Annotated in this window: 23 protein-coding genes; 8 read left to right on the forward strand and 15 right to left on the reverse strand. The window is 59.2% G+C overall.

Features of this window, described 5'->3' with window-relative positions; translation table 11 throughout:
• Positions 1-126: 126 nt before the first annotated feature.
• Together ELE36_RS18610 and ELE36_RS18615 are read left to right on the forward strand one after the other, a co-directional pair.
• Positions 127-1,863: a M28 family metallopeptidase gene (locus tag ELE36_RS18610; RefSeq protein ID WP_129835967.1), complete on the forward strand. Its 1,737-nt coding sequence runs from the start codon at positions 127-129 to the stop codon at positions 1,861-1,863.
• Between the two features lie 54 nt (positions 1,864-1,917).
• Positions 1,918-2,736 carry a tetratricopeptide repeat protein gene (locus tag ELE36_RS18615; RefSeq protein ID WP_340642619.1) on the forward strand — a complete coding sequence of 273 codons (819 nt, stop codon included), beginning with the start codon at positions 1,918-1,920 and terminating at the stop codon, positions 2,734-2,736.
• A 72-nt stretch (positions 2,737-2,808) separates the two neighbouring features.
• On the opposite strand, the gene ELE36_RS20430 is transcribed toward ELE36_RS18615, so the two are convergent.
• The 7 genes from ELE36_RS20430 to ELE36_RS18645 all read right to left on the reverse strand — a co-directional run bounded on the left by ELE36_RS20430 (position 2,809) and on the right by ELE36_RS18645 (position 9,177).
• A complete protein-coding gene (locus ELE36_RS20430; RefSeq protein ID WP_165371691.1) occupies positions 2,809-2,982 on the reverse strand; it encodes a hypothetical protein in 174 nt (57 codons plus the stop codon).
• Positions 2,983-3,069: 87 nt separating this feature from the next.
• Positions 3,070-3,417 (reverse strand): hypothetical protein, encoded by a 348-nt coding sequence (locus ELE36_RS18620; protein ID WP_129835969.1) that lies wholly within the window; start codon positions 3,415-3,417, stop codon positions 3,070-3,072.
• Positions 3,418-3,502: 85 nt separating this feature from the next.
• Complete coding sequence (locus ELE36_RS18625) at positions 3,503-3,880, reverse strand: type II toxin-antitoxin system HicB family antitoxin (protein ID WP_129835971.1); 378 nt, start codon at positions 3,878-3,880, stop codon at positions 3,503-3,505.
• Between the two features lie 67 nt (positions 3,881-3,947).
• A complete protein-coding gene (locus ELE36_RS18630; protein ID WP_129835973.1) occupies positions 3,948-6,329 on the reverse strand; it encodes a serine/threonine-protein kinase in 2,382 nt (793 codons plus the stop codon).
• On the reverse strand, positions 6,326-6,910 hold the full coding sequence (locus tag ELE36_RS18635; protein WP_207215819.1) for an ECF-type sigma factor: 585 nt from the start codon (positions 6,908-6,910) through the stop codon (positions 6,326-6,328). Before ELE36_RS18635 ends, ELE36_RS18630 begins: the two co-directional genes overlap by 4 nt.
• 198 nt (positions 6,911-7,108) lie before the next feature.
• Positions 7,109-8,056, reverse strand: coding sequence for a hypothetical protein (locus ELE36_RS18640; RefSeq protein ID WP_129835977.1), 948 nt, complete (start codon positions 8,054-8,056; stop codon positions 7,109-7,111).
• Between the two features lie 59 nt (positions 8,057-8,115).
• On the reverse strand, positions 8,116-9,177 hold the full coding sequence (locus tag ELE36_RS18645) for a hypothetical protein (protein WP_129835979.1): 1,062 nt from the start codon (positions 9,175-9,177) through the stop codon (positions 8,116-8,118).
• Positions 9,178-9,444: 267 nt separating this feature from the next.
• Between ELE36_RS18645 and ELE36_RS18650 the strand changes: the two genes are divergently transcribed.
• Together ELE36_RS18650 and ELE36_RS18655 are read left to right on the forward strand one after the other, a co-directional pair.
• Positions 9,445-10,722: a hypothetical protein gene (locus tag ELE36_RS18650; RefSeq protein ID WP_129835981.1), complete on the forward strand. Its 1,278-nt coding sequence runs from the start codon at positions 9,445-9,447 to the stop codon at positions 10,720-10,722.
• Positions 10,723-10,811: 89 nt separating this feature from the next.
• Entirely contained in the window at positions 10,812-12,443 is a 1,632-nt protein-coding gene (locus ELE36_RS18655; protein WP_129835983.1) for a choice-of-anchor Q domain-containing protein, read from the forward strand.
• A gap of 37 nt (positions 12,444-12,480) precedes the next feature.
• Here the strand turns inward: ELE36_RS18655 and ELE36_RS18660 are convergent, their stop codons facing one another.
• The 8 genes from ELE36_RS18660 to ELE36_RS18695 all read right to left on the reverse strand — a co-directional run bounded on the left by ELE36_RS18660 (position 12,481) and on the right by ELE36_RS18695 (position 22,176).
• A complete protein-coding gene (locus ELE36_RS18660; protein ID WP_165371692.1) occupies positions 12,481-13,452 on the reverse strand; it encodes an alpha/beta fold hydrolase in 972 nt (323 codons plus the stop codon).
• Between the two features lie 34 nt (positions 13,453-13,486).
• Positions 13,487-14,875, reverse strand: coding sequence for a M20/M25/M40 family metallo-hydrolase (locus ELE36_RS18665; protein WP_129835987.1), 1,389 nt, complete (start codon positions 14,873-14,875; stop codon positions 13,487-13,489).
• Positions 14,876-14,990: 115 nt separating this feature from the next.
• Positions 14,991-16,853, reverse strand: a complete 1,863-nt coding sequence (locus tag ELE36_RS18670; RefSeq protein WP_129835989.1) for a M1 family metallopeptidase — start codon at positions 16,851-16,853, stop codon at positions 14,991-14,993.
• Between the two features lie 82 nt (positions 16,854-16,935).
• On the reverse strand, positions 16,936-17,262 hold the full coding sequence (locus tag ELE36_RS18675; protein WP_129835991.1) for a hypothetical protein: 327 nt from the start codon (positions 17,260-17,262) through the stop codon (positions 16,936-16,938).
• 24 nt (positions 17,263-17,286) lie between these two features.
• The gene (gene ubiE, locus ELE36_RS18680; protein WP_129835993.1) at positions 17,287-18,039 is read right to left on the reverse strand and encodes a bifunctional demethylmenaquinone methyltransferase/2-methoxy-6-polyprenyl-1,4-benzoquinol methylase UbiE; all 753 of its coding nucleotides are present in this window, start codon (positions 18,037-18,039) and stop codon (positions 17,287-17,289) included.
• Positions 18,040-18,129: 90 nt separating this feature from the next.
• Entirely contained in the window at positions 18,130-20,229 is a 2,100-nt protein-coding gene (locus tag ELE36_RS18685) for a hypothetical protein (protein ID WP_129835995.1), read from the reverse strand.
• Between the two features lie 49 nt (positions 20,230-20,278).
• Positions 20,279-20,641: a gamma-butyrobetaine hydroxylase family protein gene (locus ELE36_RS18690; RefSeq protein ID WP_129835997.1), complete on the reverse strand. Its 363-nt coding sequence runs from the start codon at positions 20,639-20,641 to the stop codon at positions 20,279-20,281.
• On the reverse strand, positions 20,638-22,176 hold the full coding sequence (locus ELE36_RS18695) for a hypothetical protein (protein ID WP_129835999.1): 1,539 nt from the start codon (positions 22,174-22,176) through the stop codon (positions 20,638-20,640). Before ELE36_RS18695 ends, ELE36_RS18690 begins: the two co-directional genes overlap by 4 nt.
• 141 nt (positions 22,177-22,317) lie before the next feature.
• On the opposite strand from ELE36_RS18695, the gene ELE36_RS18700 reads away from it, so the two are divergent.
• Genes ELE36_RS18700 through arsH form a run of 4 tightly spaced genes read left to right on the forward strand, consistent with a single transcriptional unit; the run spans position 22,318 to position 24,559 of the window.
• Positions 22,318-22,674: an ArsR/SmtB family transcription factor gene (locus ELE36_RS18700; protein ID WP_129836001.1), complete on the forward strand. Its 357-nt coding sequence runs from the start codon at positions 22,318-22,320 to the stop codon at positions 22,672-22,674.
• Positions 22,674-23,339, forward strand: a complete 666-nt coding sequence (locus ELE36_RS18705; protein WP_129836003.1) for an aquaporin — start codon at positions 22,674-22,676, stop codon at positions 23,337-23,339. The genes ELE36_RS18700 and ELE36_RS18705 overlap by 1 nt, the downstream gene beginning before the upstream one ends.
• A gap of 34 nt (positions 23,340-23,373) precedes the next feature.
• Complete coding sequence (gene arsC / locus ELE36_RS18710) at positions 23,374-23,799, forward strand: arsenate reductase (glutaredoxin) (RefSeq protein WP_129836005.1); 426 nt, start codon at positions 23,374-23,376, stop codon at positions 23,797-23,799.
• A gap of 4 nt (positions 23,800-23,803) precedes the next feature.
• A complete protein-coding gene (arsH, locus tag ELE36_RS18715; protein ID WP_129836007.1) occupies positions 23,804-24,559 on the forward strand; it encodes an arsenical resistance protein ArsH in 756 nt (251 codons plus the stop codon).
• Positions 24,560-24,564 lie beyond the last annotated feature (5 nt).

Raw genomic sequence — 24,564 nt, forward strand, 5'->3', positions numbered from 1 at the left:
TCCCACGCGCTTGCAGCGAAACCGATCGGCGCGCCGCGCGACTTCGGCCTAGGCCAATAGTCACGCTAGCCGCGATGCCATTCACTCCCTACAATCGACCGCTTGTCACGACTGTAGGGAATCCCGATGCACCGTTCGATGCTAACCCGCGCTTGTCTCGCCAGCGCCTGCGCACTTTTGCTTGCTGCCTGTCAGCAGCAAGCTGCGGACGCGCCACAAACCGCTGCCACAGCGACAAAGCCTGCGGCTGAAGCTGCGCACGTATTCGTGCCGGAAATCTCCGCTGGCGATTTTATCGCGCATGTAAAAACGCTGGCATCGGATGAATTCGGCGGCCGCAAACCCGGCAGCAAGGGTGAGGAGTTGACCATCGCGTATCTGAAGCAGCAGTTCGAGCGCCTCGGCCTCAAACCCGGCAACGGCGACAGTTTTTTCCAGGATGTGCCGATGACCGAAACCGTGCTGCTCGATCCGGACAAAGTCGCGCTGCACGTGAAAACCGATGCGGGCGAAGAAAATTTTGCGTATCGCACCGATGCCATCGTCGGTACGCTGCAAGGCATTCCTAAGGCCACCGTCACCGACAGCGATATCGTGTTTGTCGGCTACGGCGTGATCGCGCCGGAATACCAATGGAACGATTACGCTGGCCTCGACGTGAAAGGCAAAACCGTGATCGTGCTGGTCAACGATCCGGGTTGGGGCAACAAGGATCCGGCGTTGTTCAAAGGCCCGACCATGACTTATTACGGTCGCTGGACCTACAAATACGAAGAGGCCGCGCGTCAGGGCGCCGCCGCCGCGCTGATCGTGCACGACACCGATGCCGCAGCGTATCCGTGGGAAGTCGTCGTGAACAGTTGGGCCGGTCCGCATCTCGCGTTGCCTGCGAGCGTCGATCCCGAACCACGTCTGCCGCTCGCCGGCTGGCTAACCACGCCATCAGCGCAACGCCTGTTCAGCAAGGCTGGTCTGAATTTCGATGACCTCAAGCGCAGTGCCGATCTTCGCGGCTTCAAGGCGACCGCATTGAAGGCAAAACTGTCGGTGTCGTTGAAGAGCAACATCCGTAACACGACGTCGAAAAACGTGCTCGCACTGCTACCCGGCAGCACGCATCCCGACGAAGCCATCGTCTACACCGCGCACTGGGATCACCTCGGCACCAGCTTCACCGGCACCGATCGTGTTTACAACGGCGCCATCGACAACGCCACCGGCGTCGCTGGTTTGCTGGAAATTGCCGAGACGTTTGCGCATCAGGAACCGAAACCCGAACGTTCGGTATTGTTCGCCGCCGTGACGCTGGAAGAATCCGGCCTGATCGGTTCGCAATACCTCGCTGCGCATCCAACCATTCCGCTCAACAAGACCGTCGCCGACATCAACATGGACGCGCTGCCGGTAATGGGCCGCTCGCACAATTTCACCGTCGTGGGTTTCGGCAACTCCGCGATGGATCAGTATTTGAAAGATGCGGCGGGCGCGCAAAACCGCGTTGTCGTCGGTGAATACGAACCGGAGAAAGGTTATTTCTACCGCTCCGATCAGCTCAATTTCGCCAAGAAAGGCGTACCGGTGTTGTACGCGCATGCCGGTTTCGATCTGGTTGACGGCGGTGAAGCCGCGGGCAAGGCGGCAGCAGAGGACTACACGCGCAATCGTTACCACAAACCCAGCGACGAATATTCGCCGAACTGGGACGTGAGCGGCACGATCGAGGATCTGCAGGCGTTTTACGCCATCGGTCGACGCCTCAGCAGCGAAACGTCGTGGCCGCAGTGGAATGCCGACAGTGAATTCCGCGCCGTGCGCGAAGAGTCAATGAAGAATGCGGCACCGGCGCCGGCCGCCAAGCACTGATTGATCGCATGACTCCGCTCGTCATTCTCGCGCAGTCGGGAATGACGAGCACTCATGCAACGCTTGCGTCACATCGCCACTCGCGGCAGCATGTCGCGCCTGCTCTCAGAACTTGTGCCCGTGCCGATACTTCTCATCATTTCCATCGTCCTGCAGGTTGCCTGCGGCGTGCACGCGGTGCGCAGCGGTCGCACGCAGCCGTGGCTGTGGTTGCTGTTCATCGGCTCCTACATTGCCGTGATCGTGTATGTGATCGCCGCGGTGATTCCCGATCTGCGCAACGATCCGCGTGGTCGTGCCGTCGCGCGCAACGTGTTGCACAAGATCGATCCCGAGCGTCAGAAACGCGTGATCGCGCAGAAGCTCGAACTCTCGGGCACAGTGGAAAATCGCCGCGCCCTCGCGATGGAATGTCTGCGCCTCGGCGACTACGCCAACGCCGCCGATTTGTTCCGCGGCTGCCTCACCGGCATCTACGCCGACGATCCACAATTCATGCTCGGCCTCGCGCAGGCGCAGGCGGGTCAGCGCGATTTCGCCGGCACCCGCGCAACGCTCGAAAGCCTAATCAAGAGCAATCCGGATTTCCGTTCCAGCGACGGGCATTTGCTTTACGCGCGCAGCCTCGATGAACTCGGCGACACCGACGCCGCGCTCAACGAATACGCCGTGCTTGCGACCAGTTATCCCGGCGAAGAAGCGCGTTATCGCTATGGCGCGCTGCTGAAAAAACGCGAACGGTTTCGCGAAGCGCGTGACGTCTTTCAGGAAATGCTCAAGCGCGAAAAAGTCGCACCGAAATATTATCGCCGCAAGGAAAGCGAATGGCTGGATGCCGCAAGGCGCGATCTTGCGGCGATGGGGCCGGCATAAAGCCCCAGCCGCGAGCCGTAAAAACACCGTGCCGTGATAAGGTTTCATCTCGCGTTGTTGCGTTTTGAATCCTTACCCGCCCAACCGGATCGCAGATCCGGTGAACGGAACAACTGCGCTGTAGCCCGCGAGCGGCGGAGCGATCCAGAGGGTCGCGAAGGTGCCGAACTGCGTCACGCCATCACCGAGAGTCTCGCGCAAATCATAACCAACACCACCGAACTCAAACGGCACGCGATCGATCATGCGCGCGCTGAAAATGTTCGAGGAAATCAGGCGGTGTGTTGGGTAGTGCTGATCTCGACGTTGGTGCCGAGACCATGCTCGCGGGCGCTACCTTGTTGCTGCGGGATAGTGCGAGAGTTCCAGCGCAAGACCGAGACTACCCGCTGCACTAACCAAGTCTGCGGGAAATCGGTCGTACTGAACTGCCACATCCCGCCATTCAATCGCAAAATCCAGCACGCCGCTCGCACCGTTTTCACTGATCATCAGCCGAAGTTCCGCCGTATTAGCGCGAAGAAATTCGATTGCGCCACTTACCTGTGCAGCGAGATCGTCAAAGCCTGCTTCACTCACATAAAAATGCGCAACACCATTCTCAATCCGATATGGCTTTAATACCATTCGCGATAGCATCACTTCCACGGAAGGAGCAGAAATTCGCAGGATACAACTCATTGCAGATAGAGCTACCGTTTGAGTTAATACAGAACAACGCAGTAAAAATAGTGACGCCCGATTGCAACCAGCTTGAACGATGTCATCACGGCGTACCTGCTTGACCTCGCGTTTGTTTCTGGCCCGAAGCCTTGCGACTCGCTGCGCTCAACGCCTGCTCTGCCCACTTGTTCAGACTCACACCACTGCGTGCGGCAGCCTTCAACGCAGCCGCATGTACATTCGGCGCAACCCTGAGCATGAGCTTGCCGCTCGCAGGCTTCTCGGGGGCGGCGCCGAGCTTTTCGCAGGCGGAAATATAATCGTCTACCACCATGCGGAAATTGGTTTCAAACTCGGTCACCGACTCCCCGTGAAACGAGATGATGTCGTCGATATCCAGCACCCGACCCACGATGATCTTATCTTCGGCATCGAAGCTCATACTTGCGGTATAGCTTTTGTATGACATCGTATTGTTCATGGCTTGATCTAAGTGCAAGCATGGAAGGGAGCGGAAGAAGTATATTCATTCGATCGCGGATATGGCTTCATGTCTTTGGCACAGGCATCCTCAGCCCGACGACCTGATCAACACGCTGCTTCGCCGCCACCGTCAACACATGCTTTTCACCGAGCTTGGCAAGTTGCCGCTCGTAGGCCGAGCGCGCCAATGCCTCGCCTGCGGCGACATCACCGGCTTGCGCTTGCACCAGCCCGAGCACGCTTTCGGTATTGATCAGATAAATATCGTCGGGCGGCAGTTTGGCCTTGCGCATCTTCAACGCGGTTTCGGCCAGCGGCAACGCTTCGCGTGGGCGGTTTGCCTGCATCAGGGCCTGCGCGTAGGTGATCGCGGCGTAGCTGATTTGCGGATTGTCGCTGGACAAAGTTTTCGCGGCGGCCCAGGCGCGCGCGCCATAGCCAAGCGCGGCGGTTGTGTCTTTTTGCTGGACGCTGCGCCAGGTCAAGGTGCTCAGGGTGCTGACCACGCTAAAATGGTTTTCGCCGAGCAGTTCGATCTTCATCTTCAGCGCTTCGTCGTATTGCGCCGACGCAGCGGCATGATCGCCGGAATCATCGAGCACCGTGGCAAGGTTACCGAGCGACTGTGCGAGCAGCGGATGGCCGAGCGGAAAGGCATCACGCAGCAGCGCCACGCCTTGCCGAATCGTGAGCAGCGCGCCTGCATAATCCTCGCGCGAATCCTGCACCACGGCGAGATCGTTCATCGCGGCAGCGCGTGACTCGATCAGTTCGGTCGGCGTTTCTTCCAGTGCCGTTTCGAGCCAGCGCTGCGCCGCCGCGGCATTGTCGCGACGCGTTTCGAGAAACCCGAGTTGCGCCGCGCTGTCGCCGCGTTGGCGTGGCGTACCGGTTTTGAGCGCCTGCGCGCGCGCGCTGACAAGCACGGTTTCTGCCTCAGTAAAATCGCCGCGGTGCGCGAGGATATAACCGAGCACGATGCGCGTTTCCAGCGCGGCTTCGTCCAGATTGTTTTGCTCGGCGAGCGTGAGTGCGGACTGCGCGGCTTCGCGCGCGTTGTCGAGATCGCCAAGGGTGACATAGGTTTTCGCCAAGGTCAGTTCGGTCGCGATACGCGTTGGCGGATCGTTGACAAGCACGTGATCGGCATTGCGCCGCGCGCTATCGAGAATATCGCCGAGCTTGGCATTGCGCCCGAGATTGCCGTGATCGGTGGCGCCGAGCATATCCTGCAGGAACACGTTGATGCGCTCGGCGCGATCGCGCGCGATGCTCGCCTCGTGCGCCTGCCACAACGCAAATACGCTGCCGAGCAACAGTGCCAGAGTCGCCGCCGTCGCGACCGAAACCGCGAGTTTGTAGCGACGTAAAATTCGCGTCGTGCGCTCGCTCCACGGCGGCTGTCGCGCCAGCACTTCTTCGCCATCGAGCCAGCGGCGCAGGTCTTCTGCAAACGTCGCACAACTGGCGTAACGCCGTGTCGATTGTTTCGCCAACGCCTTGAGAATCACCGCATCGAGATCGCGTGCGCTGCCGCCGAGCTGGCGCGTTTGCATCTGCGTGCTCGGGCGTGGCGGATCGGTTTCGCAAACCACACGTTCGATCGCACTGGGCCGCGTATCGGTGATGCGATACGGCCGCGCGCCGGTCACAAGTTCATACAGCAACACGCCGAGCGAGTAGATATCCGAGGCCGTGCCGAGTGGTTCGCCGCGCACTTGTTCGGGGCTGGCGTATTCCGGCGTGAGCGGGCCGAGGCCGGTGCGCGTGGTACTCGGCACGCTGTCGCCAACCAGCTTGGCGATACCAAAATCCAGCAGCTTGGGTTCGCCGTGTGTATCCACGAGCACGTTGCTCGGCTTGATATCGCGATGCACGACCAACTGGCTATGCGCGGTCTGCACCGCATCGAGAATTTTCAGGAACAGTTGCAGCTGCGTCCGCACATCCAGCGCATGCTGTTTCGCATACACCGTGATCGGCGCACCCTCGACGTATTCCATCACCAGATACGGCGCGCCATTCTGGTCGTTGCCGACGTCAAGCAGGCTGGCGATATGCGCGTGACTGAGCGCACCGAGGATGCGCTGTTCGAGCGCAAACCGCGTGCGCAAATCGCCAGCGTCGTACAACAACAACTTGATCGCGACGGGTTTGCTGTACGCGCCATCGGCACGCTCGGCGCGATACACGCTGCCCATGCCGCCGCTGCCGATCAACTGCAGCAGCCGATACGAACCGAGCCGTTCGCCGCTGCGATCGGTGTTGCCGGTCAGTGGCTGCGCGAGGAAATCCGTGGACGCCACATCGGCGCGCAACAGCGCCTCGATCTCTTTGCGCAAGGCGTTGTTGCCGGCGCATTCGGCATCGAGAAAATCGGCGCGTGCGGCAGGCTGCAGATCCAACGCCTGCTCGAACACAGACATTGCACGATAGGCGTCGTTCATGGATCGAGTGCGGGAATCGGCAAATCCAACGCGCGATACAACCACGCCCGCGCGACGCGGAAATCTCGCGCCAAGGTCGCGCGCGAAATATCCAGCACCTCGGCGACCTCGGCAAAATCCAGCCCGGCGAACACGCGCAATTCGATCACGCGCGCCTTGCGTGCATCGAAGGCTTCGAGCGCGTTCAAAGCTTCGTCGAGCGCGAGCAGATCCATGTTCTGCTGCGGATCGGCGACATTCAATGACGACAACGTCACGCGCTCGCCGCCATCGCGCTTGTCGGCGCGACGATGGCGTTCGTGATCGACCAAAACCTGGCGCATCGCACGCGCGGCGAGCGCAAAAAAATGCACGCGATTCGCGCTGTCGGGGCGCTGTCCATCGCTGAGCTTGAGATACGCCTCGTGCACGAGCTCGGTCGGCACCAGCGTATGGCCGATCCGCTCGGCCCCGAGCTGGCGCCGAGCGATGGCGCGCAACTGCGCATACACCATCGGCAACAAGGCGTCACCGGCATCAGCATCGCCCTCATGCCAACGTTGCAGCAAAGCCGTGATCGGCGCAGCAGCCTGATCTTCCACGTTGCCTCCAGCCGACATCATTGTCGGGATGCGGCGATGTTACGTCTGTGCCGCCTGTGCCGTCGAGTTTGTGCAGTAACCCGTCCGAATGGCGTCAATGCGCGGCTTCTATCCAACGCCACGATCAGAATCGGTTGCCTCAAGCAATATGGTCGCATATCACTCAGCGTTCAAAAATCAGCTCTCGATTTTCGCCGGTCAATGGGGCTTTTTTTCGCAGCATCGCTGAAATAGCAGCAAACCTTTGGCTCGGGCATCGGCGATCTGCTGCGGTGAAAGCGGCGCGATAAAATTATAGCCATTAGCGAAACTCTCCATCTGTTGCAGATAGTTGCGCTGCTGATCTTCGCCCTCTGCACTACTCGCGAGCGATGCTACGAAGGCGTAGGTATAGCCCAATACCGAATCCTGCTGCAGCACGCCGGAAAAGTCGGCGCCATACGCGCGTATGGCGGCATGCAAAGCATCGCGATCACCGACCTCGATCAGACCATCCAAAGCCACCTGCTCGATTTCTTCAAGCTCGATCAACTGTTCCGCATTACGTACCCGCTCGACGCCTCGCGTCACCGATGTGCCAAATGTTGTGACGTCCAAAATCGTTTTGCGATCATGCTGCTCTAGGCCAAGTCGCATCCAGTCCAGGCGGCTATCGATTTGTCGTGGCGTCAACGCAGTGCACAAATCGCGCTGATCAAAAGCTTGTTCAAGCGCTTTTTCATGCTCGTGTTTCAGCGTTTCTTCGTCCATCGAATGACCCACCTCACCATCAAGATACTGGGCAAGAATCTGCTTGGCTACTACACGCCGCTGCCGATAATTCTGGTCTTCAATATGGTTTATTTCTTCATCCGGGAGTCTGCTGAAATTGGCACAGGAATCAAGCCGACGATACAGGCCACGCAGGGTATCCATGTCGCCATTGCGCGCCAGCGTTTCCAGTGTCGGCAACTCGTTGAGAAACTCCTTGCCGCTCAACTTGCTCACATCCACCGAAACAAATGTCGGCTTTGATTTCGCGGCAACGGCTGCGCGTTGATCAGGCGAAAAAGACAAATTCGCCGGTAACTTCGTGCTCGCGACCGGCACTGCGTTCGCCGCAGCAACGTCCTGGCCGTAGCTATGCCCCAGCACCAGCCCAACCACCAATGCGGCGCACAACAACAGCACGATCCAGGACACAGGATGCGACAGCAGCATGCGTTTCATCGGATATTCCCGCGACAACATTGCGCGAACAATTCGATGCCGAGTTGCTGCGCAGCGAGTTGTTGTATCGGGCTCAAACCGGCGCCGGTATGACTCAGATGTTGCTGAAAATATCCCTCGGTCGTGCTGCCATAATTCAACGTCGTCATGAAATGATTTCCGACCCACGGCAACGTGCCGATGGCGGCGTAAGGCACCTGCGACGCTGCATGGAAATAAGCGTAAGCCAGAAACTCATTCGGTTCGGCAAACAAACCATCGTCCAATACTTCACCAATGGCAGCCAATGCGCGCGGATCTCCGGCAGAGAGAGCGCTCTGCAACGCCGTGATGGCGAGCTGTTTTTGCCGCACAAGATCTGCAGGCCTGGTGACATCGGCGTCTTGCAGCATGACTAGCCAATAACCCAGCTGCGCATCCCGGTTGCCCAACTCGGTCGCGCGCGTTTGCCAATCCTTCCAGTTTTTCGCATCGCGACTATCCACGCCGGTACAACGGCTTATCTGCTGCTGCGCGGCGTCAAGATTTTCCTGATAAACGGGTTTCACCGGAATCTCTGGAATATCGCCAAGGTCGCCGCGTTGCTTCTTCGCGGTGATCTTGAGTTGATCGATCAGCTGATCGGTGGCTTCGAATTGCGCCACGGTTCGCTCTTCTGCGCCGCGCTCGACCTCGGCTGCGTTCTTCGGCGGCACAAAATATTGGCAGGCACGAAAGTCTTGCGCGAGCGCGTAGGCGGCATCGGCGTTGCCCGCATCCGCGAGCTGTTCAAGGCTGGCGACATTGCGGCCGAACGGGCCTGAAGGCAACTCCGTCCGCGTCGCCGCGCTTGCGCCCGGAGCCATGCCACGTTGCACTTGCGAGCTGTGTTGAGCGACGATTTTTTGCCAGCCGTCACGCGCTTCGAGTGGCGCTATTGTCGCATCGAATTTCACATGCGCCGCATCGGGCGCTACGCTGACCATCGCCGGTTGCACGCGCAGTTTGCCCCATTCGTATCCAGCCATGAGCATGATCAAGGTCGCAACGGCGACGCCCGTCCATTTGTTTTTTTGCATCCTCGCAACTCCCTGTCAATTCGCGCTGGGCGCATCCCAGCGGGAATTCTAGCGCGCCTGATACGCAAGCGCGCGCGGCGCTATTTCATTGATTGTGAAATTGGCGGCAACGCACTTTTCGAAAATCAATCTCGCATCGATGAGACTTGTCGGCGCCGTTTTACGCATCCAGTGAACAAGCCGCTCAAGCTCGCCTTCACCCGTCTTGATGCAGGCAGACAGCCCACGCTTATGCAATCTGCGCACCGCTCTGCAGGAGTTCCGCACATGATCAATACACGTTTTTTCTTGTCATTCGCTGGCTTGGTGTCGAGTTTGCTACTGGCCGGTTGTGGCACGGATAACCCAGCGACGGCGGCAGGAAGTTCCGCGCAAGTCGCCAGCATATCCACGACCACGCGCACGTCGGTGAATGATGCGTCGGCTGCGGCGTCGGCTGCAGTAAACCCGGGCACGACCAAAATCAGCGATACATCGGCTATGCAACCTGATGTCAACTACGTGCGCTACGACATTGTTGATCCGCGCATGAACGGCATGATCGCCGTCACACTTGCGGTGCCGCAAGGCTGGAAGACGCAATCCAGCATCGATTGGGACATGAACGACGGCAACAACCCGACGCGCGGCCACTCACGTTTCGAGGCGCCGGATCATTCGGCGTGGGTGGAGAATTTTCCGATCGAGATTTTCTCGTGGCTCAGTGTCAACACGCGCCAGCAACCCGGTACGCGCAGCTTCGGCCTGATTCATTATCCGAACATCACGATCGAGGAAGCGATGCGCCGGTTCGTGATCGGCACGTATCGCGGCAGCAAGAAAAATCTGCAGATTGTCGGCGCGAAAGTGATCCCGAATCTGGCGCAATCGATGGCGCATCAGCAGGCCAAAGGCGATTCGTTGCTGGTGCGGATTCGCTACGAAGAAAACGGCGAAGCGGTCGATGAGGATTTCTACGGCTTTCTCGGCGCGCAGGAAAACATCCCGTCGGATTCGCCGGTCGGGCGCATGTGGGAATACCACCGCGGCCTGTTTCTTGTGCACTCGATGGGCGCGCGTCGCGGCACGCTTGAAAATGTTTATCCGGTGCTGAATCACATCGTGGCCTCGGCGATTCCAAATCCGGCGTGGCAGGACGCGCGCAAGAACGTGATCGCGCAGATCGTGCAGAACTTCAATCGCAGCATGGCCAACAACTATGCGCAGATTGCCGCGGCCGGCCGCCGTAGCGCGGCGATTTCCGCGCAGAGCAATGCTTGGCTGAAATCGTTCGATGCGAATCGCGTGGCGTCGAATGCACGCAGCGCGGCAGCCGCGTCACCATCATCCGGCGGCGACGGTTTTACGTTCGACGATTACGTGCGCGGCACCGAGCGCATGAACGATCCGTCGTCGAGCACGGGCCAGTCGGCGCATTCGTACAACGACACGTATCACTGGAGCGATGGCAACGGCCATTACCAGAACACCAGCGACCCGAGCTTCAATCCGAACGTTGGTTCGAACCAGAACTGGACGCAACTCAGCGGCGTCGGTCAACACTGATTCTGATCCGATCACGACGCCCATCCGGCGTCTGTCGCGCTTCACTTCAGCTCTGAATCTTTCATCGTCTTCTTGGAGGAAACCGACTCATGCAACAACGTCTTCACCGCGACGCGTTATCGCTGATCGCCATCGCCGGATTTTTCTGCGTGCCGATTTCGCACGCGGCAATTTTCAATCCGACCTGCAGCAACGGATCGCTATTCAGCATGCTCGGCACGGCCAACGGCAATGCGCAGGACAACACCGTCAACCTGCCCGCGGGTTGTCTGTACACGATCACGGCGCCGACCGCGTATGGCAGCGATACGCTCGGCAACGCGCTGCCGATCTACAGCAGCCCACACACGCTGATTATCAACGGCAACAATGCGATCATCGAGCGTTCGAACGCCGCCGGCACGCCGAATTTCCGCATCATGCAGATCGACGGCAGCAGCCTCAGCGGCTCGCAGCACATTACCGTGCAGCTCAATGATCTGACCTTGCGCAACGGCAAGATCGTCGCGGTGACGGATTCCAGCGGCAACAATGCCGGCCTCGGTGGTGGGATTTTTTCCTATGGCTACGCCAACGGTGTCGGCATCGATACCACGCTGACCTTGAACAACGTCACGCTGAGCAACAGCACCGCGACCGGTTCCGGCGGCGGCATCCTCGCGCTCGGCACGTTGAATATCAGCAACAGCCAGATCAGCAACAACTCGGCGGTTTTTTACGGCGGCGGCGTGGCGATGGAGATCGGTTATCTGAGCGTGCAAAGTTCCAGCATCAACGGCAATCAGCAAGCGCCGGGAAATATCGATCCGGGTTTTATCAGCGGCGGCGGCGGCATCGGCTGTTACATCTGCGTCTCGGTGTCGATTCTGGATTCGATCATCGAGAACAATACCGCCGCAGGCACCGGCGGCGGCGGTATCGCGGCGCTCGCCACGAGCGTCGATATTCGTCGCAGCCGTATCGCCAACAATACTTGCAGCGTGCCGACGCTACGCGCGGCGAACCTCGCGTCAGGCAACGCCGGTGGTATCGGCATCGGCAGTGAAACCGGATTTTCGGCGAGCCCATCGAGCATCAGCGACAGCGCGATCTACAACAATACCGCAGCCGATTCAGCGGGCGGCGTCGGCGTCAACGGCCCGGTGATTCTGAGCATCAACAACAGCACGATTTCGACGAATCACGCCGGCGTGCGCGGCGGCGGCCTCGGCGATGCGGCCACCGGCGTGAGTCTGGCCAATGTCACGATCGCGGCGAATAGCGCACCGCGCAGCGCGGGCATCGATATCGGTTCGTTCGTCGATCCGAACGGCACCACGGTCGGCAAGATCAGTTTGAGCAACACCATCGTCGGCAGCAATACCGGCAGCAGCGATTGCTACAACGACGGCGGCACGATCACGGCCAATGCCACGAGTCTGCTGCAGACCGATGCGAGCGCAGCGAACGCGTGTGATGGCGCGAACGGCACGCACTTTGCGCTGCGCGCCGATCCGAAATTATCGGCGCTGGCGCAGCATGGTGGGCCGGATCTAAGTCACACCGCACTGCTCGGAAGCCCCGTGATCGGCGTCGGCAGTGTCGCGCAAATTGTCAGCGGCACCATCACCGATCAGCGCGGCAAAGGTTACCTGCGCACGCTGAGCGGACTAGTCGATCTCGGCGCAATCGAATCGGGCAATACCGATATCATTTTTCGCAACGGCACGGAATTTCATTGAGCGTATTCGCGGCGCGCGGTGAAGCCGATAGCGCCGCTCAGCGTTGCGGCGCGGTGTTGATCGGATTGCTGCCGCCCTGCAGAAAACCGCGATAACGATGACCCGTGGCTTGTGGCAATTCCATCATCGGCACATGCCCGCAGCCCTCGAACAATTCGGTCTGCGAATGCGCCAGGCCTTTCTGCAATACCTCGACCGATGACACGTCGAGCAATTGATCGGCGCGGCACCAGATGATGAGCGTCGGCGCCTGAATTTTGCCGAGTTCGTTTTCGAGCAGGAAGGCCAAATCGCCCTTGCCGATCTGATCGAGCACCTTCTGGAAAAACGCATGCGAGGCTATATTGCGCGCAACGATTTCCTGCTTGATGCCGGCCGGAATCTGCGGCGGATGCGCAAACACCAACGCCAGCAACGCATCGAGCTGTTGCGGCGTATCGACATTGAACGGATTTTCGCCGGCATACACGCGCCGCGCAAAATCGTTCGGCTTGAAATGCACGCCAGCGCTGTCGAGCAAGGCGAGGCTCGCCACCTGTTGCGGATAGCGCGCAGCAAAAATGCCGGCGATGTGTCCGCCCATCGAGTTACCCGCGATGTTTACCGCCGGCAGTTTCAGCGCGGTGACAAATTCACTGAGCCGCGCGGCTTGCGCGGCGATGCCGTAATCGGCGCTGTCGAGCCGCGTCGATTCGCCCCAGCCGGGCAGGTCTGGAATCACGACATGGTAGTTCGGCAACAACTGGCGAGCGAAGCCGACCCACACGTTTTTGTTCGCGTCGAAACCATGCAGCAGCACGACTGGCGGACCTTCGCCGCCTTCGAGATAAACCCAATCGTGATCGCCGATCTTGATGTGCTGCTTGTGCAATCCCGCCATCATCGACTGCGCCATGCCCTGCCATTTGAATAAGGTGCCAGGTGCAAATTCGTACAGCGAAAACAGCGTCAGCGCGATTACCACGACGACGATAAACAACGACCAGATCAGCAATTTCAGCCAGCGCATTTTATTTTCCCGAAGTCGTTTATCGATGGCGAGGTCAGAAACTGCCGGCGTCGCCCGGATACGCGATCGGACTTTCATAACCGTCTGCCGACACCGCGCTCACGCCGAAAAACCAGTCGTCGATCACGATATTTTTCAGCACCACATTCGTCGCGCCGCTGACGTAGCGACTGTGTTGCCATTGCGCTGCGATCGTGTCGCGCCACCATATACGATAGCCGGTCGCACCCTCGACCGCATCCCATTTCACCGTCGTATCCGACTCGACCGCGCCCGTCGTATCGATGCCGGTCGGCGCGACCGGTGCCGAGGCCATCGCCGCCATCGTGACCGCATTCAACGCGGTGACATGGGCGAGATATCCGAAGTCGACACCGTCGATCGTATCGCCGTAAACGATGCCGTTTTCGGTGCGCAGATCTTGATGCTGGCGTGTGTAATTCTCATGCCCCTCGGTCACGCGCACCGCCGGATAACCCGCTTCGAGGAACGATACCTGATCGCCGCCGCGACCATAACGATCGGTGCGATACACCATCCGCACCTTGAAATTGGTCAGGTAACGATCCGCCAAGTCTGCCATGTAGCGCGCGATATTGCGCGACGGCGAATCGACTTCGCCACCGTGATAACGCCGGTATTTTGCCTGCTCCAAGGTCTCGTTGCTTTTGGTGCCTTCGGAAAAAATACGCACCGTGGTCGTATCGATCACGCCATCCTGACCGCGTGTATTGCCGACGATGTCGTTGTTGAGATCGGCCTGCACTTGCCAGCCTTGCGCCTTGGCGAAATCGGCCAGCACCTTGCCACCGTACAGGCCTTGTTCCTCGCCCGATAACGCGGCGAATACCAGCGTCGCACGAAACTTGTGCTTGCTCAGCAAACGCGCAGATTCGATCAACGCAGCGACGCCCGAAGCATCGTCGTTGGCACCCGGCGCATCGTGCTCTATGTCCATCACGTCGGTGACACGCGAATCGAGATGACCGGTGATGATGATGACGCGATTCGGCTCGACCGTGCCGCGCTGGATCGCGACGATATCCATCACTTCGGTCGGCTGCGGAATGCGCTTGCCGGTGAAACTTTGCGACGGCGTGACAAGTTGCAGGCAGCCGCCGCAGTCTTTCGAAATCTCCGCGAAACGCGACTTCACCCAGCGCCGCGCTGCACCGATGCCACGTGTTTCGGAGTGTGTGTCAGAGAGTGTATTGCGTGTGCCGAAGCCGACGAGTTTGGTGATCGTTGCGCGCAATTCGTCCGCACTTGGCGCATCAGCCAGCGTCGCGAGCAAGGCATGTTCGCGCGATGGCGATTCGCTGCCGGCATTTATCGCATTCGCCGCCGCGACAGATTTTTGCGGCGCCGCCACGGCGCTGCCGACCGACAGGCTCAAACCCAGAATCGCGAGAAACAGATACATCGCACTCTCCGCTTATTTGTCAGAACCTGTTCGCGATCGTTGCTCGCTGCATCGACACCCAACATTCATGGCATCGATGCAACGAGCAAGTTCCACGGATCAGCGTTTCACAAGATCAACGCTTGGTATCGCTCAATGCTTTTTCCACCGACGCACGCGTCAGCGGGTGATATCCCGGCTTGGCTTCGGCGTAGATCTTGCGCGCCAGCGCGAGACCGTCCGGCGTCTTCGCGAGCTCGACATACAGCGGCACGATCAGGATGCGCCGGCCGATGCGGATCATGTGCGCCTGCATCGCCGTGTAGGCCGCCGTGTAGTTGCTGCGCACCGCGTGCAGATACCAGCGGAAGCCGATCGGCGCGTTGCCGGTATGCGTGAGATCGTAAGCCGCATCGAGCTGCTGCATCTGTGCGAGTGTGAGTTTCGGCGGCAGCGAATCGAGGAAATATTCCCACTCTTGCGTCGAGTATTTCTTGCCGTTCAACGCTTTCGCATCGAGCGTGCCGGCCAGCCACTTGTCGCGATTCGCCGCAACGATCTTGAAGCGCGGCGCCTGCAGATCCGGCGCGGTTTTCGGAATGCCGACGCCTTGCAGCCACTCGTTGACTTCATCCATGCTGACCTTGCCCGGATTCTTGTCGAGCAGATTGGCCTTGAGGTAATCGACGAACTGCGGCGTGGTGATGCTCTGGAACGCAAAGTGATCGAAATAGCCACGGATAAACGGGTCGAAAACTTCACGGCCGAATCGCGCTTCGAGGAAACGCAAAAACCAGTCGCCCTTGGTGTACGGCACATCACTCAAACCATCGTCGGGATCGAGGCCTTTGAGATCGGGCACCAGGTGCTGATCGAGTTTCGGATCGTCGGCAAAACTGCGGCGCAGCGCGTCGGTGCTGAGCTGGAATTCCATGAGGTCTTGATCGCGGCCGTAGATCGCCTCGACGATGCGACCCTGCACATACGTCGTAAAACCTTCGTTGAGCCAGATGTGATCCCAGCTCGCGTTGGTCACGAGGTTGCCCGACCACGAATGCGCGAGTTCGTGCGCGACCAGTGATACCAGACTCTTGTCGCCCGCGAGCACGGTCGGCGTGGCGAATGTCAGACGCGGATTTTCCATGCCACCAAACGGAAAACTCGGCGGCAATACGAGAATATCGTAGCGACCCCAGCGATACGCACCGAACAGCTTTTCGGCGGTCGCGATCATTTTTTCGGTGTCGGAAAACTCCGTCACGGCGGCTTTCACCACGCCCGGATCGGCGAAGATCGCACTGCGCGGCCCGGTCGCTTCGACCGCCATATCACCGACGCTGAGCGCCATGAGATATGACGGAATCCGCTGCGGCATGCTGAACTTGAAATCGCCGTCGAGCGCGTGATTGATATCGTTGTCGGCGCTCATCGCGGCGCGCAATTCTTTCGGCGTGCGGATGTGCGCGGTGTAGGTGAAACGCACCGCTGGCGAATCCTGCAGCGGCACCCACGAGCGCGCGTGGATCGCCTCGGATTGCGAGAACAGGAACGGATGTTTCTTGCCCGCGGTCTGCAGCGCATCCAGCCATTGCAGGCCCGATGCATTCGGCGATGTGTGATAAGTGATGCGCACTTTCGCGCCCTGCTTCGGCATCGCGATATGCAGCGCGGAACCGAGGATCGGATCAGCGGCACTGAGCTCGAATTCCAGCGAGCTGGCCTTGTTCTTTGCGTCGAGCAGATCGACCTGCTCGATCGACAAGTCGCGCGTGTCGAGCACCAGCTCGTGCGCGGATTTGTCCTTCCAGTCCAGACTCAGATCGGCGTGACCGGACAAGACATGCTTATCCATCGCCACATTCAGATCGAGATCAAGCGCGGTGACAAGCACCTTGCCCGGCTCGGCGTAGGAATGCGTATCAGCGGCGGATACAAGCGGCGAAAACAGCAGCGGCAAAACGCTGGTTAAACCAGCGAGCAGTCGACGATGGGAAATCATGGCAGGCACCAAAGAAATGGAATGCCAAGTATGCCAGTTTCGATGCGCGGATGGCCTGTGCCGGAATAGCTCTGTTATTAAACTAGCTCGAATACAAAGCGATTACGTTGACGCATTCCTCAAGAATTTCACGGCGATATTTCGCTTCCACTTGCGCGAGCTTGTCGTCTGTTGCGAGCATCGCCGCCGACGCCCACAACAGCCTTGAGCGGCCAAACGGGATTTCGAGAGGAATGTCTCTGATAAAGGATCGAAAGATCGGATGTTTTTCTTCGTAGACTTTGCCGAGGTGAAAAAGCGCAGATGCAATCCTGTCTGCACCGAATGCCAATCCAAATTCCATTGATAGGGTTGCGCGTGCCGCTTTAATCAACTTCTTGCGGCGTGCAGTTTCTTGTTCGGGAGTCATTGTGCTAACGCAACGTTAGCATGTTCAAACCCGATACCCGCGATGAATCGCGACTATCCCCGCCGATAAATTTCGCACATCCACGCGCGCAAATCCGGCTTGCTCCAGCATGCCTTTCAACACCGCCTGATTTGGATGTTTGCGGATCGATTCGGCGAGGTATTGATAGCTGTCGGCATCGTTGGCAAACAGTTTGCCAAGGCGCGGCAGAATCTTGAACGAATGGAAATCGTATAACGGCTTGAGAAATTCGGCGCGCACTTCGGAAAATTCCAGCACCAGCACACGTCCGCCGATCTTCAGCACGCGATGCATTTCGCCGAGCGCTTTTTGTTTGTCGGTGACGTTGCGCAGGCCGAACGCGATCGTGACGCAATCGAAACTCTTGTCGGGGAACGGCAGCGCCTCGGCATTCAGTTGTGCGAACTGCAAATTGCCGTGCAGGCCACGATCGAGCAGGCGATCACGACCAACGCCGAGCATCGCGCCGTTGATATCGCCAACAACAACGTTGCCGCGCGGGCCGACGCGCGGCAACATCAGCGCCGCGATATCGCCGGTGCCGCCTGCGAGATCAAGCACGCTGTCGCCTTCGCACACACCGCTAGTGCTGGTGAAATAGCGTTTCCAGATCCGATGCACGCCGAACGACATGAGATCGTTCATCAGATCGTATTTGCTCGCGACCGAGGAAAATACCTGACCGACGAGCTGCTGTTTCTGCTCGACCGGAACGTCGCGAAAGCCGAAGTGGGTAGTGGGTTTTTGATCGTCCATGGGCGAATGGTAGCAGGCCCGCCGGAGTCGGGCAGCAGATGCAGAGGTTGACCAGCAAACTTTCCGCCACTGTGGCGTGGTAGCGCGATATCAGGGAGGGTTTCCCCAACCCAACGCGTACACCCTGGCGTCGATATCGCCGCGCGCTTGAACTTCAATGCCGAGGGCGTCGGTATCTTGCGGTGCGGTTGCAAAATTCAGGAGCTCGCGCTGATCGGCGTCCGCAGTCGGCGGCAGGTTTCCACTACCGAGCGTGCGCAATGAAGCGCCGGATTTATCCAGCGCGAAGACTTTCCATCGCAAGCCGGCATCGCGCGTTTTTGCCTGCAGCTGATAATCGATCCAGATATTTTTGCTGCGCGCCACATCGAACGGCGTGCCAGCAATAAATGTAGTCGGCGCATGGATGCCATACGCCGGCCAATCGTCTAGCCGTATCGAAGTCTTGTATGCCGTACCCGCGAGAACCACGGCGGGAATCGCGTAATGTCCTGCGACGACAACCGTATCCGCTCGCGCCTGGGCGGGTATTTTCGCCCATGCCGCCGCAGGCACGCTGGTATGCCCGGACAGAATCAAACGTCGATCGGCCAACCACGACTCGCGCAGGTAGAGCCGTGCGAGCAGACCGGTATCGGCAGCGTAAATTCGCAACTTCGATTCTGGGCAGATCACCCGCGCCACGGGTGTGCCGAACGCGGTATCCAGCAGCGCAGGATCGAGGCCACTTTCCTCGATAAATTCAAATGAAGGCGCCGCCGCCTTATTGCTGGGTGCAAACCAGTCGAGGTTGAGATTCAAATACGCATGCGGCTTGAGATTCGGCAACAGCGGCGCGACCACCAGATCGGGAATTTGCGCCATGCGCGACATCGCGTTCCAGTATTGGGCGAAGCCGAAATGCAATTGATATTTTTGCTGCGCCTGACGAATACACGCAAGCTGCGATGTGTGGAAATCGAACAAACGCTCGGGCTCGAGCGTGATCGTCGCGGCGAGGATGCCGGCACATACCACAATCGCACCGGCGATGATGTGCGCGCTGCGTTTTTGCCAGACTGCAATGACTGCCGGGGTTATCAAGATCGCCAGCATCACGCCCGACAATGCCAGGCTTTGGTCGTAGCGGAAATCGCGCAACGCGGTATGTCGCGCAAGCACAACGACGGCCACCAACGGCAGCAGAATCGAGCCCGCAACAAACACACCGAGCACTGCGAATTTTTGCTGCGCATCGACTATCGATATCGCGTTGCGCCGATGCCACGCACGCGCACAGCACCAGATCAAAGCGCCGAACGCGATGAACTCGTAACTCGCAGAAACCGGATCGGTCGAAGCCAATGTTGCGAAGTCGCGCGTCACCATCACGGCGCCGCCGCCACCCCGCCATAACGCGGTGTCGCCGCTGGCATGGATGCCGAGAAAATTGTAATCGCACAGCCGTCGGATCACTTCGGACAGCAGTAGCAGCGAGGCGAGCACAATCGCCATTTTTATCCGCCAGCGCCGCCAGCGCTGATCGCCGGGCAAGCAGACCAACAGCAACGCCGGCGCGATGAATTGCAACGCGAACAGCCGATCCGAAATCAACATGCCCACGCTCAGCACCGCCAGAAAAACCAGCGTCGTGTTATCCGTGCGGCGCTGGCCGCGCAACAACAAACCTAGCCCGACCACCGCACCCAGATAGGTGCCTGCATGGTTGTTCGGCAAGAAAACGTAACTGTGAAAATACTGAAACCAGCCGCTCTCGACCGTTGCACCGATCGCGGTTGTGATAAGCCAGATCAATATCCACAGCAGCCAGACGATGCGCCCGTGCGACTCATGCAACAACCGCAAAATCCAGCGCACAGCGAGCAAATACAGCGCCGCTTGAATCACCGCATAAACATAGATCGCATGAAACAGATTGCCGATCGCAGCGTAGATACCCCAGATCAATAATTGATCAGGCAGCCAGAATGGTGCTTCGGGAAAGACCCATGCGTCGAATCGGCCGCGATGCCGTACCAGATCATCGAACAACACATACGGCATGACGCTGTCGGAGTTCAGCGCTGCGGCGGCGCCAGCGTGCGAAAAATACAGCGCGGCGGTGTATGCCGTCACGATCAATACCAGCAACAGATCCAGCACGAGGATGGCATACCGCTGAAACAACGTCGGGATAGTTTGCTCGGTCATGCCGGTGGCTACACCGCGTTATCCGGCCCGCGTGAAAAGGCGCGTCGGGTTACGACCCACGCGCATGCCCGGCTTGCTCCAGCGCCGCAAGGTACTGCTGCTGATATTCGACCTGATGGATGCCAAGATCGTACAAGGTGCTCCACGAAAAAATGCCGGTATCGTGGCCATCGTCGAAGCGCAGCAGCACGCCATAGTTGCCCATCGGCTCGATCGCGCTGATGTTGACGTGCTGCTTGTTCAGTTGCAGCACACGCTGGCCCGGGCCGTGGCCTTGCACTTCCGCGCTCGGCGAATGGACGCGAAGATATTCGCACGGCAGACGAAAAGTTTCGCCGCTGTCGAAGCTGACTTCGAGCGCGTGCGAGGCACGATGCAGGACGATATTGGTAACTCGTGGAGCGTTGCTCATGGCGCAGGTGTGATCGATGTATCGGAAGGGGTGGAAGTCGTTTCACGCGGTATCGCCAGGCCCATGCCGAACTGGCTGCCGATCACGCGATAATTGGCCTGCAGCCATTGTCGGATCGGCTCGGAAGGCGTGGCCAGTTGCCAGGTGTAGTCATCAATCACCACCATATTGGGCGGCTTTTTCTGCAGCTGTCCGAGAACCAAACTCGACAGCCGCGGACTCAGACTGTAACCGTAGTTGCCAAACGTCAGCCACAGATTCATCACGCCGGTGGGTGGTTCTTTTTCGGCGTAACGATAAATGCCTGGCAACATGCCGTATACAAACAGGGTTTGCTCCGGCTTCAACCGCGAACGCAACTGCAAGCCGAGATCGGCGCAATCGACAAAGGTCGAGCCGTATTTGCGATCACTCCATGCGCGCGCATCGAGCCGGTATTGCGGCAGCACACGGTATCCGCCCCATGCAGCGAGGAAAACAATCAGCGCGAGCGTGCCGATGCGTTTGTCGCGCAAGGCATCCAGCATCAAGGCCACGGCGAAACACACCAGCGGCAACAACAATTGATAATAGTGCGGGAAAAACCGCCCCGGCATCGCCATCGCGATGTGCGTACCGAGCAGCCAGACCAGATAACCCAGCCAGAGCTGACGCCGATCACCGCCCAGCCCCAGCAGCGCCGCCGCTACCGACGCAAACAATATCAGTGCATGCGGAATGAAAAATTGCGGCAACAGATAATCAGCGCTGTAAGCACTGAGCAGGTTCGCGACCCAGCCGCGACCGGCATGCCGCACATATTCGCCGGGATAGACGAACAGCATTTGCCACGCTTCGGCAAAATTACCATTCAACCAGAACCAGCCGAGCAGCAAAGCCCAGCTGATCGCGCCGATCGCCGCGATCAGTGCGATCTGGATAAATCCATTGCGCCGTGCTTCGACCAGCGGGAATGTGCGCGCCAGATGCACCAACGCGAGCAATGCCACGGGCGCAATCACTACCGGCTTGTACAGACTCGCCAGCGCGAACAACAACCCGCACATGATGGTTTGCGTGCGCGCGATTCGTTGCGCCGGCAATCCCCACAACAGCGCCACGCCCCAGACCATCGCGGCGTTGATGAATACTTCGGTGTTCGGCTGATTCGCCTGCACGTCGAGATCGGAACACAACAACGTCCAGCACGCCGCCGCCGCGATGCCGAGCCACGGGCGCTGTAAAGAACGCGCACCGAGCCAATACAATCCGAGCAGCGTCGCAATCGCCGCCACCACACCAAGCAGATACGCCTGCGCCGGCCCCATGCCGACGACGAACTCGGCCAGCGCATAAGTCACAAAGACGGCGGGCGGCTTGATGTCGACCAGATCGGTATAAAGCGACCGACCTTGCAACAGGTAATGGCCGATCCACGCGTAGATATCCAGATCGCGTTCCAGCGGCTCGGAATACGTATGCAGCCGCATGCAGACAATCGCGGCCGCGAACAGCAGCAGCAAGATCAGGTGCACACGATATTCGGTCCAACGCATGAGCCACTCCGGGCATGGGCAAAATCGCGGTGCGCAAGAGTAACGTAGCGCTGCGGATTGCGCACGGAGCTTTGCTTTGAACATCGCCCCGGCAATGCAGGTGAATTTGCATCGTTTCCATATTTCTATCATTATAGAAATATGGAAACAAAATCCGCACTCAAGGCTTTGTCTGCGCTCGCGCAGGGTTCGCGCCTCACGATCTTCCGTCATCTGGTGGAGATCGGACCCGATGGCGCGTTTGCCGGACGCATCGCCGAAGCGCTCGGTATCTCGCCCGCGGTGCTGTCGTTTCACCTGAAGGAACTCAGCCACGCCGGACTCGTCGAGAGCGAACCCGACGGACGTTTTGTGCGTTACGCCGCGAGTTTCGCGACGATGAACGCCTTGATCGCCTACCTCACCGAAAACTGTTGCGGCGGCCAACCGCAACTGTGCGCCGAACCCTGCGCACCGGCCAAAAAATCGCGGCCGCGCGTGCGCAAGGCGACGCGCTGATGTCGCGCCAGGAATGGCTCGCGGAATTCGCCGGCACGGCGACGCTGCTGATGATCGTGGTCGGCTCCGGCATCATGGGTGAGCAGCTCGCGCACGGTAATGCCGCCATCGCGCTGCTGGCGAATTCGCTCGCCACGGGTGCGGGCCTGTATGTGCTGATCACGCTGCTGGGCCCGATCTCCGGCGCGCATTTCAATCCGCTGGTCAGCCTGATGATGTGGTGGCGCGGCGAGAGTTCGAGTGTGCAGTTATTCGCCTATATCGCCGCGCAAATTACCGGCGCGATCATCGGCGTATGGCTGGTCCATGTGATGTTCGATCTACCGATGCTGCAAGTCGGCATCAAGCCGCGCGCGGGCGCTGGACAATGGCTCAGCGAAATCATCGCAACGACCGGATTGCTGGTCACGATCCTGCTCGGCTTGCGTGCGCGCGCCGATGCGATTCCAGCGCTGGTCGGCAGCTACATCATGGCGGCGTACTGGTTCACCGCATCGACCTCATTCGCCAATCCTGCGGTCACTATCGCGCGTGCATTGACGACGACTTTCGCCGGCATTCGTCCCGCCGACGTGCCCGGTTTTATCGCGGCTCAACTCGTCGCGACCGCGCTCGTACTGATGGCCGCGCGATGGCTGCGTCCGTCTGTCGCGAACACCGCATGACCCGTTCATTCATTCCGCATAAACGAGTATTGCCATGCCCGATATCGTCGTTTACCACAACCCTGCCTGCGGTACCTCGCGTAACACGTTGGCAATGATCCGAAACGCCGGCATCGAACCGCAGGTAATCGAATATCTCCAGACGCCGCCAAGCCGCACGACGCTGGTTTCGTTGCTCGAACGCATGCAGATTTCCGCGCGCGGACTACTGCGCGAGAAAGGCACGCCGTTTCTCGAACTTGGTCTGGACAATCTCGCGATGAGCGATGACCAACTGATCGATGCGATGCTGTCGCATCCGATATTGATCAATCGCCCGATCGTGGTTTCGCCGCTGGGCGTGCGCCTGTGTCGTCCGTCCGAACTCGTGCTGGAGCTGCTACCGAAACCGCAGCAAGCCGCGTTCAGCAAGGAAGATGGCGAGGTCGTGATCGATGCCAACGGCCAGCGGCTGGTCTGATTTCATGCAACTTCGCCAGCTTAGCGATCCCGCTATCCTACCCGCGCTCGACGCGAAATATGCGCAGCGAAATCCGGCGTGGTCGCTCGGGCCGAACGATCCGCCGCCGCGCATTCTGTTGTTGTATGGCTCGCTACGCGAACGTTCGTTCTCACGGCTCGCTACCGAAGAAGCCGCACGCCTGCTGCAGTTTTTCGGTGCCGAAACACGCATCTTCGATCCGGCCGACTTGCCATTTCCCGACCAGGTTGCCGGCGATGCGCACCCGGCCATACAAGAATTGCGCGAGCATTCGTTGTGGTCGGAGGGCCAGGTCTGGTGCAGCCCCGAACGTCACGGTCAGATCACCGGTTTGATCAAGGCGCAGATCGATCATCTGCCGCTCAGCATGGGCTCGTTGCGACCGACGCAAGGCCGCACGCTCGCGGTGATGCAAGTATCCGGCGGCTCGCAAAGTTTCAACGCGGTCAACACGCTGCGCCTGCTCGGGCGCTGGATGCGCATGTTCACGATTCCGAATCAGTCGAGCGTGGCGATGGCGTACAAGGAGTTCGACGACGCTGGTCGCATGAAGCCGTCGAGCTATTACGATCGCATCGTCGATGTGATGGAAGAGTTGGTGCGCTTCACGATACTCACGCGACCGCATACCGCGCAATTGACCGATCGTTATTCCGAGCGCAAGGCGGCTGGAGAAAAAATGGATGCGAGTGGCAAGCTCGCAGCGGCGGCTGGCGTGATCAGTACCGCATCGGTCTGATCGCG

The sequence above is a fragment of the Pseudolysobacter antarcticus genome (assembly GCF_004168365.1).
Classification (GTDB): domain Bacteria; phylum Pseudomonadota; class Gammaproteobacteria; order Xanthomonadales; family Rhodanobacteraceae; genus Pseudolysobacter; species Pseudolysobacter antarcticus.

Excerpts from the sequence above, each read along its gene's own strand:
- ELE36_RS18670 (WP_129835989.1), bottom strand. The coding sequence starts at position 16,853 with ATGATTTCCCATCGTCGACTGCTCGCTGGTTTAACCAGCGTTTTGCCG.
- ELE36_RS18690 (WP_129835997.1), bottom strand. The coding sequence starts at position 20,641 with ATGAGCAACGCTCCACGAGTTACCAATATCGTCCTGCATCGTGCCTCG.
- ELE36_RS18620 (WP_129835969.1), bottom strand. The coding sequence starts at position 3,417 with ATGAGTTGTATCCTGCGAATTTCTGCTCCTTCCGTGGAAGTGATGCTA.
- ubiE (WP_129835993.1), bottom strand. The coding sequence starts at position 18,039 with ATGGACGATCAAAAACCCACTACCCACTTCGGCTTTCGCGACGTTCCG.
- ELE36_RS18700 (WP_129836001.1), top strand. The coding sequence starts at position 22,318 with ATGGAAACAAAATCCGCACTCAAGGCTTTGTCTGCGCTCGCGCAGGGT.
- ELE36_RS18675 (WP_129835991.1), bottom strand. The coding sequence starts at position 17,262 with ATGACTCCCGAACAAGAAACTGCACGCCGCAAGAAGTTGATTAAAGCG.
- ELE36_RS18645 (WP_129835979.1), bottom strand. The coding sequence starts at position 9,177 with ATGCAAAAAAACAAATGGACGGGCGTCGCCGTTGCGACCTTGATCATG.
- ELE36_RS18665 (WP_129835987.1), bottom strand. The coding sequence starts at position 14,875 with ATGTATCTGTTTCTCGCGATTCTGGGTTTGAGCCTGTCGGTCGGCAGC.
- ELE36_RS18650 (WP_129835981.1), top strand. The coding sequence starts at position 9,445 with ATGATCAATACACGTTTTTTCTTGTCATTCGCTGGCTTGGTGTCGAGT.
- ELE36_RS18655 (WP_129835983.1), top strand. The coding sequence starts at position 10,812 with ATGCAACAACGTCTTCACCGCGACGCGTTATCGCTGATCGCCATCGCC.
- ELE36_RS18625 (WP_129835971.1), bottom strand. The coding sequence starts at position 3,880 with ATGAACAATACGATGTCATACAAAAGCTATACCGCAAGTATGAGCTTC.
- ELE36_RS18705 (WP_129836003.1), top strand. The coding sequence starts at position 22,674 with ATGTCGCGCCAGGAATGGCTCGCGGAATTCGCCGGCACGGCGACGCTG.
- ELE36_RS18615 (WP_340642619.1), top strand. The coding sequence starts at position 1,918 with ATGCAACGCTTGCGTCACATCGCCACTCGCGGCAGCATGTCGCGCCTG.
- ELE36_RS18685 (WP_129835995.1), bottom strand. The coding sequence starts at position 20,229 with ATGACCGAGCAAACTATCCCGACGTTGTTTCAGCGGTATGCCATCCTC.
- ELE36_RS18660 (WP_165371692.1), bottom strand. The coding sequence starts at position 13,452 with ATGCGCTGGCTGAAATTGCTGATCTGGTCGTTGTTTATCGTCGTCGTG.
- ELE36_RS18695 (WP_129835999.1), bottom strand. The coding sequence starts at position 22,176 with ATGCGTTGGACCGAATATCGTGTGCACCTGATCTTGCTGCTGCTGTTC.
- ELE36_RS18610 (WP_129835967.1), top strand. The coding sequence starts at position 127 with ATGCACCGTTCGATGCTAACCCGCGCTTGTCTCGCCAGCGCCTGCGCA.
- arsC (WP_129836005.1), top strand. The coding sequence starts at position 23,374 with ATGCCCGATATCGTCGTTTACCACAACCCTGCCTGCGGTACCTCGCGT.
- arsH (WP_129836007.1), top strand. The coding sequence starts at position 23,804 with ATGCAACTTCGCCAGCTTAGCGATCCCGCTATCCTACCCGCGCTCGAC.
- ELE36_RS20430 (WP_165371691.1), bottom strand. The coding sequence starts at position 2,982 with ATGATCGATCGCGTGCCGTTTGAGTTCGGTGGTGTTGGTTATGATTTG.
- ELE36_RS18630 (WP_129835973.1), bottom strand. The coding sequence starts at position 6,329 with ATGAACGACGCCTATCGTGCAATGTCTGTGTTCGAGCAGGCGTTGGAT.